We start from the raw sequence: 13,349 nt of genomic DNA on the forward strand, positions 1-13,349 counted from the left end.
GCATGGTAGCCAAGCGTGAACACTGCACGCAATCGGCCATTAGTTTACTTGTCGCCACCGGTCAGCTGGGCTTCAACCCAGCGCGGCAGCCCTTCGAGGATCGCCGGCAGCCCGGGAGTATCGTCACCTCCCCCCTGCGCCATGTCCGGGCGTCCGCCGCCCTTGCCACCGATGCCCCGCGCTACATGGCCCAGGATTTCCCCGGCCTTGACGTGCTGCTGGGCCGAACCGCTCACGCCGGCGGCCAGCGCGACCTTTCCGTTGCTCGCCCCAGCCAGCACGATGACCGCGTCACCGAGCGCACTCCTGAGCTGGTCGATCGCCTCGCGCAACTGCTTGCCGTCAGCGCCCTCGAGCCGTGCAGCGACGACCTTGATGCCCTGCACGTCCACGGCCGAACCCGCCAGGTCACCGGTCGCCTCGGCGGCGGCGCGCGCCCGGAGCGACTCGAGTTCCCGCTCCAGCCGCTTGTTGCGCTCCAGCATCTGGCGGATGCGCTCGGCCACTTCGCCGCGGCCACCGCCCACCAGGGACGCCACCTCGTCGAGCCTGCCCTCGTTCTCCGCCACCAACGCCATCGCACCCTCTCCGGTCACCGCCTCGACGCGGCGCACGCCTGCGGCCACGCCACCCTCGGAGACGATCTTGAACAATCCGATGTCACCGGTACGTGAGACATGGGTGCCGCCACAGAGTTCAGTGGAGAAGGCGCCCATGCGCAGCACGCGCACGTTCTCGCCGTATTTCTCGCCGAAAAGGGCCAGCGCGCCGAAGTCCAGCGCCTCCTGCATGCCCATGTTGTGCACTTCGGCCTCGGCGTTGCGACGGATCTCGGCGTTGACCATGGCCTCGATGGTCGCCAGTTCGGAGCGGCTGACCGCCTGGAAATGCGAGAAATCGAAACGCAACCGGTCGGGCGCGACCAGGGATCCCTTCTGTTGCACGTGCTCGCCCAGCACCTGGCGCAGCGCGGCATGCAGCAGGTGGGTGGCGGAATGGTTGAGCACGGTGCCGCGGCGACGCTCGGCATCGACGCTGGCACGCACGCGGTCACCCACGCGCAGCACACCCGCCGCCAGGCGCCCGGAGTGGCCATGGAAGACCCCGGAAAGCTTCACCGTATCGAGCACCTCGAAGTCGCTGCCGGCGTGGCCGCAGAGCCGGCCGGCATCACCCACCTGGCCACCGGACTCGGCATAGAACGGCGTGCGATCCAGCATCACGACGCCCTGCTCGCCCACCGCCAGCGACTCCACCGGCATGCCGTCGCGCAGCAGGGCCACGACCTCGCAGTCCTCGGCTTCGGTACCCTCGTAGCCGCAGAATGCAGTGGCCTTCAGGCGCGCCACGAGTTCGGCCGGCAAGCCGCTGGCCCCGGCGAACTTGCTGGCCGCCCGGGCGCGCTCGCGTTGCGCCTGCATGGCCTGCTCGTACTCGGCCATTGCGCCCTCGGCCAGGTGCGCTCCCTTCTCGCGCAGGATGTCGGCGATCAGGTCGGGCGGACATCCGTAGGTGTCGTGCAGCTGGAACAGGGCCTCGCCGCCCAGCTCGCCGGAAGCCGCGGCAAGGAAGTCGTTGAGGTGCACCATGCCGGCGTCCAGGGTCTGCACGAAGGCGGCCTCCTCGGACCGGAGCACCTGTTCGATGAACGACTGGCGCTTGGCCAGGTCCGGGTAGGCCTCGCCCATCTGCGCCACCAGCGCTTCGACCATGCGCCAGAAGCTGCCATCGGCCTGCAGGCCGCCCAGTTTCCACAGGTGGCGCACCGCGCGGCGGATGATCCGGCGCAGCACGTAGCCACGGCCCTCGTTGGACGGCAGCACGCCGTCGAGCACCAGGAAGCTGCACGCGCGTACGTGGTCGGCGATCACCCGAAGCGACTTGTTGCCCGCGTCCTCGCAGCCGCTGATCTCCTGCGCGGCGGCAATCAGCGCCTTGAACAGGTCGATCTCGTAGTTGGAGTGCACGTGCTGCAGCACCGCCGCAACGCGCTCCAGGCCCATGCCGGTGTCCACGCACGGCGCCGGCAACGGCGACAGCGTGCCGTCGGCAGCCCGGTCGAACTGCATGAACACCAGGTTCCAGATCTCGATGAAACGGTCACCGTCCTCGTCCGGCGATCCCGGCGGGCCCCCGGGAATGTCGCGCCGTGGTCGTAGAAGATCTCGGTGCACGGCCCGCACGGACCGGTGTCGGCCATCTGCCAGAAGTTGTCCGAAGCGAACGCCGCACCCTTGTTGTCGCCGATGCGGATGATCTTTTCCGCCGGCACGCCGACTTCGGTGTTCCAGATCGCGAACGCCTCGTCGTCGGTGTGGTAGATCGTCACCAGCAGGCGCTCGGGCGGCAGCTTCCACACCTCGGTGAGCAGGGTCCAGGCGTAGACGATCGCGTCGCGCTTGAAGTAGTCGCCGAAGCTGAAGTTGCCCAGCATCTCGAAGAAGGTGTGGTGGCGTGCGGTGTAGCCGACCTGGTCGAGGTCGTTGTGCTTGCCGCCGGCGCGCACGCAGCGCTGGGAACTGGTGGCGCGCGTGTAGCTGCGCTTCTCCGCACCCAGGAAGACGTCCTTGAACGGCACCATGCCGGCATTGGTGAACAGCAGCGTCGGGTCGTTGCCCGGCACCAGCGGTGCGGACGGCACGACTTCGTGGCCACGTTCGCGGAAGAACTCGAGGAAATCCTTGCGGATCTCGGCTGTGGATTTCATTTGGACACCGGAAGACTGGACGAGGCCCGCGCCGCCGGGACTCCATCGGCGCGGAAAGCGGAAGATTATCCGTCAAACCATGGTGGCTGTGGCCCGATAGCGCAAGGGGCCGCTGCCGCTGGCCGTCAGTCGGCGTCGCGTCCGGAGGTCAGCGAGAACACGGTTTCGCTGTCGAAACCCCGGCGCAGCAGCAGCGACTGCGCCTTCCTCCGGCGGGCCGGATCGGCCGGGGCGACCTCGCCCAGCCGCCGCTGCAGCAGCTCGCGCGCGGCCTCGCGCCAGTCATGCTGGGACTCAAGCTCATCAAGGGCCGCCTCGATGACGTTCGCGGGCAGGTCGTGGGTGCCCAGCTCGGCGCGGATGCGGACCGCCCGTAGCCCGACATCGCGCGGCTCCGGGCCAGACTGCCGGCGAAACGCTGTTCATCCTGCCAGCCCTGGCCTGCCAGGCGCTCCACCGCGTCGTGGGCCTCGCCCGCATCGACACCCTTGGCGACCAGTTTGCGCTCGAGCTCGCGGCGGGAGTGCTCGCGACGGGCCAACAGGCCCACCGCGCGCTCGTACGGGTTCAGTGCCGTGCGCTGGCGGGACGGCTTGCCGCCGCCCTCGCCGGTACTCCGGTCGTCGTCCTCGTCCGAACCCGGAGCCAACTCAGGCCTCGGTCTTCTCGCTGGTCTTCTTCGACGCCTTGGCCGCCGGCTTGTCGTCGCCCGCATCGGCACCGTCGTCATCGGCGTCCTCGCCGATCACCAATGCCGGCTGGAAGGTCTCACGGATCTTGAGCTCGAGCTCCTTCGCCTTGTCCGGGTTGTCCTTGAGCCACTGGCGGGCGTTCTCCTTGCCCTGGCCGATGCGCTCCTCGCCGTAGCTGTACCAGGCACCCGCCTTGTCGACCAGCTTCGCGGTGACGCCCATCTCGATGAGCTCGCCCATGCGCGAGATGCCTTCGCCGTACAGGATCTCGGTGATGACCTGCTTGAACGGCGGCGCCATCTTGTTCTTGACCACCTTGATCTTGGTCTGGTTGCCGATGATCTCGTCGCCCTTCTTGATCGCGCCGATGCGGCGGATGTCCAGGCGCACCGAGGCATAGAACTTCAGCGCATTGCCGCCCGTGGTCACTTCCGGGTTCTGGCCCGGCATCATCATGCCGATCTTCATGCGCAGCTGGTTGATGAACAGCACCATCGTGTTGGAGCGCTTGATGTTGCCGGTCAGCTTGCGCAGCGCCTGGCTCATCAGGCGGGCCTGCAGGCCGGGCAGCTGGTCGCCCATCTCGCCCTCGATCTCCGCGCGCGGGGTGAGTGCTGCGACCGAATCGACCACCACCATGTCCACCGCGTTGGAGCGCACCAGCATGTCGGCGATCTCCAGCGCCTGTTCACCGGTGTCGGGCTGCGAGATCAGCAGGTCCTCGAGCTTCACGCCCAGCTTCTGCGCGTAGATCGGGTCGAGCGCGTGCTCGGCGTCGATGAACGCGGCGGTGCCGCCGGCCTTCTGGCACTCGGCGATGGTCTGCAGCGCCAGCGTGGTCTTGCCCGAGGATTCCGGGCCGTAGACCTCGATCACGCGGCCCTTGGGCAGGCCGCCGATGCCCAGCGCGATGTCGAGCATCAGCGAGCCGGTGGAGTAGACCTCGGCGGGCTCGTTGTTCTTGTCGCCCATGCGCATCACCGCGCCCTTGCCGAACTGCTTCTCGATCTGGCCCAGCGCGGCGGTCAGCGCGCGCTTCTTGTTGTCATCCATCGTGGTTCCTCACTGGGGTACGGACACAGCCTGGCAGGGCGGTATCTCAGGGAGTGAGACGCGCGGGAAGAGTTCCCGTGGTCCGAGGCCGACAGTATCCCACAGCCCCTTCCGGCGCCGTGCTCACGGCTCCGATCATTCTGTAAGAATATCCAGCAAGCCCTTGATCGCGGCCGCGACCGTCTGGCGGCGGATGTGCTCGCGATCACCGTCGAACTGGAACAGTTGCGCACGCGGATAGCCACCGCGGCGCTTCCAGCCGATCCAGACACTGCCAACCGGCTTGTCCGCGGTTCCGCCGCCGGGTCCGGCAATGCCGGTCACGGCCACGGCCACGCTGGCGCCGGAGTTGATCAGCGCCCCGGACACCATCTCGATGCAGGTCTCCTCGCTGACTGCGCCATGGTGCAGCAGGATCTCCGGACGAACGCCCAGCAGGCGCTGCTTGGCCTCGTAGCTGTAGGCCGCCAGGCCGCAGTCGAACCAGGCCGAGCTGCCGGCGATGTCGGTGACGGTCTTGGCGATCCAACCCCCGGTGCAGCTTTCAGCCGTCACCAGCATGTCATGGTGGGCCTGCAACTGGCGGCCCAGCTCCTCCGCCAGCGAGTGCAGGCCAGGGTCGTCGATCGAATCTGCCGGGGCGGCGACGGGCATGTCGGGCATGGGGGTGTCCACGGGAGCCAGCGCTGATTGTAGGCGCAGCCGGGGTCGCGGGCGCGTGTTCCCCCCCGGGGAGGGCGGTGGCGCCCGGGCATGGGGCCTGGACTCGGCAGCCCTGCCCCGCGACCTCTAGAATGCGTGCGCTATGAGCAAGCCCGCCGAACACACCCCGTTGATGAAGCAGTTCTTCGCCGCCAAGGCGGAGCACCCCGATATCCTGCTGTTCTTCCGCATGGGGGACTTCTACGAGCTGTTCTACGACGACGCGCGCAAGGCGGCGAAGCTGCTCGACATCACCCTGACCCAGCGCGGCAGCTCAGGCGGCGAACCCATTCCGATGGCCGGTGTGCCGGTGCACGCCTGCGAAGGCTACCTGGCGCGGCTGGTGGCGATGGGCGAGTCGATCGCGATCTGCGAGCAGATCGGCGACCCGGCCGCGTCCAAGGGCCTGGTCGAACGCAAGGTGGTGCGCGTGGTCACGCCCGGCACCGTCACCGACGAGGCGCTGCTGGAGGAGCGCCGCGACACGCTGCTGATGGCCGTGGCTCGCGGCAGGCAGGGCTACGGACTGGCCTGGGCCGACCTGGCCGGCGGCCGCTTCCTGGTCGGCGAGGCGCGCGACGAGGAGCAGCTGGCCGCCGAGCTGGCGCGGCTGGAGCCTGCCGAGCTGCTGCTGCCCGACGAGGACGGTTGGCCGGCCTTCCTGCTCGGCCGCACCGGCCTGCGTCGCCGGGCCCCGTGGCATTTCGACGCCGAGGGCGGACAGCGCCAGCTGACCCGCTTCTTCGGCACGCGCGACCTGGAAGCCTTCGGCGTCCAGGGCAAGCCACTGGCGGTCGCTGCCGCCGGCGCGCTGCTGGGTTACGTCGAGGAGACCCAGAAGCAGCAGCTGCCGCACCTGCGGCGGCTGGCGATGGAGGCCGGGGACGAGACGATCGCGATGAATGCCGCGACCCGGCGCCACCTCGAGCTCGACTCACGGGTGGACGGGCGCAGCGAGCACACGCTGGCCGGGGTGCTGGATTCCAGCGTCACGCCGATGGGCGGGCGCCTGCTGCGGCGCTGGCTGCACCGACCGCTGCGCGACCAGGTCCTGCTGTCCGCGCGCCACCAGGCGGTCGAGGCCCTGCTCGACAGTCGCGTGGCCGACGACCTGCGCGAGCAGTTCCGCGGCGTTGGCGACATCGAGCGCATCCTGACCCGCGTCGCGCTGCGTTCGGCACGCCCGCGCGACCTGTCCACGCTGCGCGATGGCCTGCAGTTGCTGCCAGCGCTGCGCAGCCTGCTGGCGCCGCTGGACGCGCCCGCCCTGCGCGAACTGTCCGACCGGATGGGCGAGCACGCCGCCACCGCCAGCCTGCTGGCCGAAGCGGTACAGGCCCAGCCCCCGGTGCTGCTGCGCGATGGCGGCGTCATCGCCGACGGTTTCGACGGTGAGCTCGACGAACTGCGCCGGCTGTCCACCCACGCCGACCAGTTCCTGGTCGAACTGGAGGCGCGCGAGCGCGAGTCCAGCGGCATCCCGACCCTGAAGGTCGGTTACAACCGCGTGCACGGCTACTACATCGAAGTCTCCAAGGCCCACAGCGCGAAGGCACCCACCCACTACACCCGCCGCCAGACGCTGACCAACGCCGAGCGCTACATCACCGAGGAGCTCAAGGGCTTCGAGGACAAGGTACTGTCGGCACGCGAGCGTTCGCTCAACCGCGAGAAGCTGCTGTGGGAGCAACTGCTCGACGCCCTCAACGAGGACCTGGAGCCACTGCGCGATTGTGCCCAGGCGCTGGCCGAACTCGACGTGCTGGCCGGCTTCGCCGAGCGCGCGCTGGCGCTGGACTGGTCGCGCCCACGACTGCGCGCCGAGCCGGGCATCGACATCGAACGCGGTCGCCACCCGGTGGTCGAGGCGGTGCGCAGCGAGCCTTTCGAGCCCAACGACCTGCACGTGTACCCCGAGCGGCGGATGCTGGTGATCACCGGCCCGAACATGGGCGGCAAATCGACCTTCATGCGCCAGAACGCGCTGATCGTCCTGCTGGCGCACATCGGCAGCTTCGTGCCGGCCGCGCGCGCCGAGATCGGCCCGATCGACCGCATCCTCACCCGCATCGGCGCCGGCGACGACCTGGCCCGCGGACAATCGACCTTCATGGTCGAGATGAGCGAGACGGCCTACATCCTGCACCACGCCAGCGAGCACTCGCTGGTGTTGATGGACGAGATCGGCCGCGGAACCTCTACCTACGACGGCCTTGCGCTGGCCAAGGCCTGCGCGCTGCACCTGGCGCGCGACAACCGCGCCTACACGCTGTTCGCGACGCACTACTTCGAACTCACCAGCCTGGCCGAAGCCGGCAGCGGCATCGCCAACGTGCACCTTGACGCGGTCGAGCACGGCGAGTCGCTGGTGTTCATGCATGCGGTCAAGGACGGGCCGGCGAACCGCAGCTTCGGCCTGCAGGTGGGCGCACTGGCCGGCCTGCCGCGTGCCGTGGTCGGCGCGGCGAAGCGTTATCTGGGCGAACTCGAGGCACGGCCGGTCGCACCGGACACACGGCCCGAGGCGCTCGACAAGCCGGCGCAGATGGGCCTGTTCAACGTGCCCTCGCCGGCCCTGGAGGCGCTGGGCGACATCGACCCCGACGAGTTGACCCCGAAGCAGGCGCTGGAGGCGTTGTACCGACTCAAGGGGCTGCTGTAGCCCCCTGCTTCGGATCCCACGGGTAGGCCTGGGTCAGGCGACCTGCGACATGCCGGCGCGACGCATCGCCTGGTCGAGGTCGGCCCAGATGTCGTCCACCGCCTCGATGCCCACCGACAGGCGCAGCAGGCCGGGGGTGATGCCGGTGGCCGTCTTGGCCGCCTCGCTCACGACGCGGTGGGTCAGGCCCGAGGGGTGCTGGATCAGGCTGTCGACCGAACCCAGGCTCACCGCCGGCGTGATCAGTCCGACGTGGGCCATGACCGCCGCGGCGGCACCATAGCCTTCGGCCATCTCGAACGCCATGAGTGCGCCCGGACCGCGCATCTGCTCGCCGACCAGGTGTGCGTTGCGGGTCGTGCCCAGCCCCGGGTAGAACACTTTCGCCACGGCCGGGTGCGCGGCCAGGCGACGGGCGATATCTTCGGCGTTGGCCTGCGCGCGCTCGACGCGCAGCGCCAGCGTGGCCAGACCGCGATGCAGCAGGTAGGCGCCCAGCGGATGCATCAGCGCGCCGGTGGCCGCACGCACCACGCGCAGCGGCTTCGCGCGTTCCTCGCTGCAGCACACCACGCCGGCGATCACGTCGCCATGTCCGCCCAGGAACTTGGTGGCGCTGTGCATCACGTAGGCCGCCCCCAGCTCGGCGGGGTTCTGCAGCACCGGCGTGGCGAAGGTGGAGTCCACCAGCACCGGTACGTGGCCGGCCGCCGCGACGACCGCGCGGATGTCGACCAGGTCCAGGGTCGGATTCGCCGGCGTCTCGATGATGACCAGCGCGGTGTCGGCACGCTTGCGCAGCGCGATCTCGCCGGCGTCCACGAACTCGGCCTCGATGCCGCACAGGCCGCTGGCCAGGAGGTGGTCGGAGGTCCCGTACAGCGGACGCACGACGAGCACGTGGCCGCCCCGCGAGCGGGCGTCCATGAGCATCGCGGTCAGGGCCGCCATGCCCGATCCGTAGCCGACGCAGGCCTCGGTGCCTTCGAGACGGGCGATCGCCTTCTCGACGCGGTCCACGGTCGGGTTGTGCAGGCGCGCATAGATCGAATTCCCGGCGCTGGCCGCTCCACCCACCAGCGCATCGAAGCTGGCGGTGCCTTCGTCGAGGTCGCGCACCGGATAGGTCGTGGACAGGTCGATCGGGGGCGCATGCACGCCGAGCTCGGCGAAGTCTTCGCGGCCGGCGTGGACGGCAAGGGTCTCGATGCGGGACATGGGGCGCTCCAATTCGTGTATTTCCGACAATCCGGAACGCATGATTATTTCATGGCGTAGAATCCGAATATTATTCGCCTGATGACGCAAAATATGCAGCTCGACCGAACCGACTTCGAACTTCTGACCCTGCTGCGGAAGAACGCACGGATGCCGAACAAGGCGCTGGCCGAGGCCGCGGGAATCGCCGCCTCGACCGCGCTGGAGCGGGTGCGCCGGTTGCGCCAGCTCGGGGCGATCCAGGGCTTCCATGCCGAAGTCGCGCCCGCCGCGGTCGGCATCGGACTGCAGGCGATGGTGTCGATCCGGCTGGCGCGGCACTCGCGCAGGGGCTTCGACAGTTTCCGCGAGCACCTCCTCGGGCTGCGCGAGGTCCTGGCGCTCTACCACGTCGCCGGCAGCGACGACTTCCTCGTGCACGTCGGCGTGCGCGACAGCAACCACCTGCGCGACTTCGCGCTCGGTGCGTTCACAGAGCGCAAGGAAGTCGCCCACATCGAGACGCGGCTGATCTTCGAGTTCCGGCGCAACACGGAGCTGGCGATCCTGCGTGAAGACGACCTGCGCTCGAAGCGCTAGCCCGCCTCCCCTACTGCGGAAACCAGGGCGGCAGCTTCCCGTCCGCCCTGCCCTCGTTGGCCTGCTTGAGCTTGCGCCGGTCGCGCTTGTCGGGCTTGGAGTCCGGGCGCGGCGTGGCCGCGCTGGCCAGGCGCCGCTGCTCACGCTCGGCGGCGCGGGAAGCCTTGCTCTCCTCGCTTTCGACATAGAGCTGCTGCGCGACCGGTGCCGGGCCGCGCTTGTCGCTCAGGCCCATCACCTGGATCTCGAAGCGCTCGTCGCCGCGACGCACCTCCATCGCGTCACCCACCCGCACCAGGCGCGAGGGCTTGCAGCGCTGGCCGTTGACCTGCACCCGGCCGTGGCCGAGCGCATCCTTGGCCAGGGCGCGGGTCTTGAAGAACCGTGCCGCCCACAGCCACACGTCGATGCGCACGCCCGTTTCGCCGGCGTCGGCGCCCGCCTCCGCCATCAGGCCGACGCACCGCCCGAGAGCAGGCGATTGGTGCGCGCGATGAAGGCCGCCGGGTCGTCGAGCTGGCCACCGGCCGCCAGTTGCGCCTGTTCGAACAGCAGCTGGCCCAGATCGGCCGCCGCAGCTTCGTCGGCTTCCCCGTCCAGCCGCTGGACCAGCGGGTGCGCGGGGTTGATCTCCAGCACCGGCTGGCCACCCGGCACCTCCTGTCCGGCCGCCTTGAGCAGGCGCTGCATGTGCAGGGCCATGTCGTACTCCTCGAGCACCAGGCACGAGGGCGATTCGGTCAGGCGCTCCGACACGCGCACCTCGCGCACGTTCTCGCCGAGGATGCCCTTGAGCCTGGCCACCACGCCTTCGGCCGCCTTCGCCGATTCCTCGCGCTTGGCCTTGTCCTCCTCGCCACCCCCGAGCGTGTCGAGGTCGAGCTCGCCCTTGGCCACGTTGCGCAGGCGCTTGCCCTCGTACTCGGACAGGTACCCGGCCACCCATTCGTCGATGCGCTCGTGCATCAGCAGCACTTCGATGCCGCGTGCCTTGAGCGCTTCGAGCTGCGGGTTGTTGCGCGCGGCGTTGAAGCCGTCGGCGGTCAGGTAGTAGATCGATTCCTGCCCCGCCGCCATGCGTGCGATGTACTCGTCGAGCGACACCAGCTGGTCGGCGGTGTCGCTCCTGGTCGACGGGAAGCGCAGCAGCTTCATGACGCGCTCGCGGTTCGACGCATCCTCGGCCACGCCTTCCTTGAGCACCGAACCGTACTCGTTCCAGAAGCCGGTGTACTTCTCGGCTTCCTCGCGCGCCAGCTTCTCCAGCAGGTCCAGCGAGCGCTTCACCAGCGCCCCGCGGATGCGCTCGACCTGGCGGTTGTTCTGCAGGATCTCGCGGCTGACGTTGAGCGGCAGGTCGTCGGAATCGACCACGCCGCGCACGAAGCGCAGGTAGGCCGGCAGCATCTGCTCGGCCGCGTCCATGATGAAGACCCGCTTGATGTAGAGCTTCAGCCCCTTGCGCTCTTCACGGTTGTACTGGAAGTCGAACGGTGCCTGCTTCGGGAGGTAGAGCAGCGAGGTGAAGTTCTGGTTGCCCTCTACCCGGTTGTGGGTCCACGCCAGGGCGTCGTTGAAATCGTGCGAGACGTGCTTGTAGAAGGCCTGGTACTCGTCGTCGCCGATGTCGGCCTTGGATCGCGTCCACAGCGCCGCGGCCTGGTTGATCGTCTCCAGTTCCCCGCCGGCGTCCTTGTCGTCGCCCTCGACCCGCTTGGCCATACGGATCGGGAAACCGATGTGGTCGGAGTAGGTGTTGACCAGCGAGCGCAACTTCCAGTCCTGCAGGAACTCGTCCTCGCCCTCGCGCAGGTGCAGCGTGATGTGCGTGCCACGCGGCGTGTCGGCCGGCGCTTGCTGGAGGGTGAAGCGGCCGTCGCCGGCGGACTCCCAGGTCCAGACCTCCTCGCTGCCGGCGCGGCGCGAGGTCACGCTGATCCGGTCGGCCACGATGAAGCCGGAGTAGAAGCCGACGCCGAACTGGCCGATGAGCTGCGCGTCGGCCTTCTGCCCGGCCTCGAGCCGCTCGAGGAACTCGCGGGTGCCGGAGCGTGCGATCGTGCCGAGGTTGGCGGCCAGCTCGTCGTGGCTCATGCCGATGCCGTTGTCGATCACGCTCAGCGTGCGCGCCTCGCCGTCCACGCGCAGCTCGATCGCCGGCTCGCCCCCGCCCGCCAGCGAGGCATCCTGCAGCGCCTCGAAGCGCAGCTTGTCGCAGGCATCCGACGCGTTGGAGACCAGCTCGCGCAGGAAGATCTCCTTGTTGGAGTAAAGCGAATGGATGACCAGCTTCAGGACCTGCTGGACCTCGGCCTGGAATTCGTGGGTTTCAACGGGAGTTTCAGTGCTCATGTCGCCCTCATGGCAGATGATGCGGATGCGTCGGACATGGGGTGGATCCAGGGCCGATTCAAGGCCAGCGCAAACGCAAACGGCCACCCGAAGGTGGCCGTCTGGCGTGACGCGGGGCGCTGCGGCTTACTTGGCCGCGGCAGCCTCGGCGGCGAACTTGGCCTGGGCGGCCAGATCCTCCTTGATGCGCGCCTTCTTGCCCTCGAGGCCACGCAGGTAGTACAGCTTGCCGGCGCGGACCTTGCCGCGACGCTTGACGTCGACCGAATCGATCATCGGGCTGTGGGTCTGGAACACGCGCTCCACGCCGAAGCCGTGCGAGATCTTGCGCACGGTGAAGGCGGAGTTCAGGCCGCGGCTCTTGATCGCGATGACCACGCCTTCGTAGGCCTGCACGCGCTCGCGGTTGCCTTCCTTCACCTTGACGTTGACGACGACGGTGTCGCCCTGGCTGAACTCGGGCAGCTTGCGCTGCGACTGCTCAGCTTCGAATTCCTGCAGAAGATTGCTCATGGTTGCACCAAAATAAGGTTCTTGAAGAAATGACGCGGGCGACGCGTAGTCGCACATTATAGCTGGCTTTTCTGCCGCAATGCCAGCCCCGGGTTGAATCCGGGAATCAGGCCGGACCGGCCCCGTTTCCCTCGTGTTCGCGCTGGAATTCCTCCAGCAGGACCTGGTCCTTCGGGCCCAGGCTCAACCGGGCCAGCAGGTCCGGACGCCGCAGCCAGGTGCGACCCAGGGACTGCTTGCGGCGCCAGCGCGCGATCGCGGCATGGTCGCCCCCGCGCAGCACCTCCGGCACCGTGCCGAACTCATGCTCCACCGGCCGGTGTAGTGCGGGCAGTCCAGCAGACCGTCCTCGAAACTGTCCTGCGCGGCCGACCCGGCGTGGTTGAGCGCACCCTCCTGCAGGCGACCGACCGCATCGATGACCACGGCTGCCGCCAACTCGCCACCGGACAGCACGTAATCGCCGATCGACAGTTCCTCGTCGACCTCGGCCGCCAGCAGGCGCTCGTCCACGCCTTCGTAACGGCCACACAGCAGGATCAACCGCGGCAATGCCGCCAGCTCGCGCACCTTGTCCTGGTCCAGGGGTGCGCCCTGCGGACTCAGGTAGACCACCCGCGCCGGCCCCGGCAGCGCTGCGCGCGCTGCCGCAAGGCAGTCGCGCAACGGCTCGATCATCATCACCATGCCCGGCCCGCCGCCGAAGGGTCGCTCGTCCACGCGCCGGTAGTTTCCCGGCGCATGGTCGCGCGGGTTCCACGCCTCGATGCTGATCAGGCCCCGCTCGCCGGCCCGCCCCACCACGCCGACCTCGGCGCAGGAGCGGATGAAGTCCGGGAACAGCGTGATGACATCGATGCGCATGCGCGGG

8 protein-coding genes and 3 pseudogenes are annotated in these 13,349 nt (G+C 68.8%); 2 read left to right on the forward strand and 9 right to left on the reverse strand.

All coding sequences use genetic code 11. From position 1 onward, the window contains the following. Positions 1–44 precede the first annotated feature (44 nt). From alaS to FU658_RS02190, 4 genes and pseudogenes are all read right to left on the reverse strand, one after another. Positions 45–2,707, reverse strand: a pseudogene (gene alaS / locus FU658_RS02175) (alanine--tRNA ligase). 125 nt (positions 2,708–2,832) lie between these two features. Continuing rightward, positions 2,833–3,422: pseudogene (locus tag FU658_RS02180) on the reverse strand (regulatory protein RecX). Next, positions 3,358–4,452, reverse strand: coding sequence for a recombinase RecA (gene recA / locus FU658_RS02185; RefSeq protein WP_147890578.1), 1,095 nt, complete (start codon positions 4,450–4,452; stop codon positions 3,358–3,360). The pseudogene FU658_RS02180 and the gene recA overlap by 65 nt, the downstream one beginning before the upstream one ends. Positions 4,453–4,587: 135 nt before the next feature. After that, positions 4,588–5,106, reverse strand: coding sequence for a CinA family protein (locus tag FU658_RS02190; RefSeq protein WP_147890732.1), 519 nt, complete (start codon positions 5,104–5,106; stop codon positions 4,588–4,590). Positions 5,107–5,257: 151 nt separating this feature from the next. Between FU658_RS02190 and mutS the strand changes: the two genes are divergently transcribed. Further along, entirely contained in the window at positions 5,258–7,816 is a 2,559-nt protein-coding gene (gene mutS / locus FU658_RS02195; protein ID WP_255505350.1) for a DNA mismatch repair protein MutS, read from the forward strand. Positions 7,817–7,849: 33 nt separating this feature from the next. Here mutS and FU658_RS02200 read toward each other — a convergent pair whose 3' ends face one another. Continuing rightward, positions 7,850–9,034: a trans-sulfuration enzyme family protein gene (locus tag FU658_RS02200; protein WP_147890579.1), complete on the reverse strand. Its 1,185-nt coding sequence runs from the start codon at positions 9,032–9,034 to the stop codon at positions 7,850–7,852. Between the two features lie 93 nt (positions 9,035–9,127). Between FU658_RS02200 and FU658_RS02205 the strand changes: the two genes are divergently transcribed. After that, complete coding sequence (locus FU658_RS02205) at positions 9,128–9,613, forward strand: Lrp/AsnC family transcriptional regulator (protein WP_147890580.1); 486 nt, start codon at positions 9,128–9,130, stop codon at positions 9,611–9,613. A 10-nt stretch (positions 9,614–9,623) separates the two neighbouring features. Here FU658_RS02205 and FU658_RS02210 read toward each other — a convergent pair whose 3' ends face one another. From FU658_RS02210 to trmD, 4 genes and pseudogenes are all read right to left on the reverse strand, one after another. Continuing rightward, positions 9,624–10,064, reverse strand: a complete 441-nt coding sequence (locus FU658_RS02210; protein WP_147890581.1) for an RNA-binding S4 domain-containing protein — start codon at positions 10,062–10,064, stop codon at positions 9,624–9,626. Further along, positions 10,064–11,965 carry a molecular chaperone HtpG gene (gene htpG, locus FU658_RS02215; RefSeq protein WP_147890582.1) on the reverse strand — a complete coding sequence of 634 codons (1,902 nt, stop codon included), beginning with the start codon at positions 11,963–11,965 and terminating at the stop codon, positions 10,064–10,066. The genes FU658_RS02210 and htpG overlap by 1 nt, the downstream gene beginning before the upstream one ends. A gap of 126 nt (positions 11,966–12,091) precedes the next feature. Next, positions 12,092–12,478 carry a 50S ribosomal protein L19 gene (gene rplS, locus FU658_RS02220; protein ID WP_147890583.1) on the reverse strand — a complete coding sequence of 129 codons (387 nt, stop codon included), beginning with the start codon at positions 12,476–12,478 and terminating at the stop codon, positions 12,092–12,094. A 106-nt stretch (positions 12,479–12,584) separates the two neighbouring features. Then, positions 12,585–13,342, reverse strand: a pseudogene (gene trmD, locus FU658_RS02225) (tRNA (guanosine(37)-N1)-methyltransferase TrmD). Positions 13,343–13,349: the final 7 nt, after the last annotated feature.

It is taken from the genome of Alkalisalibacterium limincola (assembly GCF_008017755.1).
GTDB classification, from domain to species: Bacteria; Pseudomonadota; Gammaproteobacteria; order Xanthomonadales; family Xanthomonadaceae; genus Alkalisalibacterium; species Alkalisalibacterium limincola.

Coding starts and splice junctions, on each gene's coding strand:
- FU658_RS02190 (WP_147890732.1), bottom strand. CDS start 5,106: ATGCCCGTCGCCGCCCCGGCAGATTCGATCGACGACCCTGGCCTGCAC.
- recA (WP_147890578.1), bottom strand. CDS start 4,452: ATGGATGACAACAAGAAGCGCGCGCTGACCGCCGCGCTGGGCCAGATC.
- rplS (WP_147890583.1), bottom strand. CDS start 12,478: ATGAGCAATCTTCTGCAGGAATTCGAAGCTGAGCAGTCGCAGCGCAAG.
- mutS (WP_255505350.1), top strand. CDS start 5,258: ATGAGCAAGCCCGCCGAACACACCCCGTTGATGAAGCAGTTCTTCGCC.
- FU658_RS02205 (WP_147890580.1), top strand. CDS start 9,128: ATGCAGCTCGACCGAACCGACTTCGAACTTCTGACCCTGCTGCGGAAG.
- htpG (WP_147890582.1), bottom strand. CDS start 11,965: ATGAGCACTGAAACTCCCGTTGAAACCCACGAATTCCAGGCCGAGGTC.
- FU658_RS02210 (WP_147890581.1), bottom strand. CDS start 10,064: ATGGCGGAGGCGGGCGCCGACGCCGGCGAAACGGGCGTGCGCATCGAC.
- FU658_RS02200 (WP_147890579.1), bottom strand. CDS start 9,034: ATGTCCCGCATCGAGACCCTTGCCGTCCACGCCGGCCGCGAAGACTTC.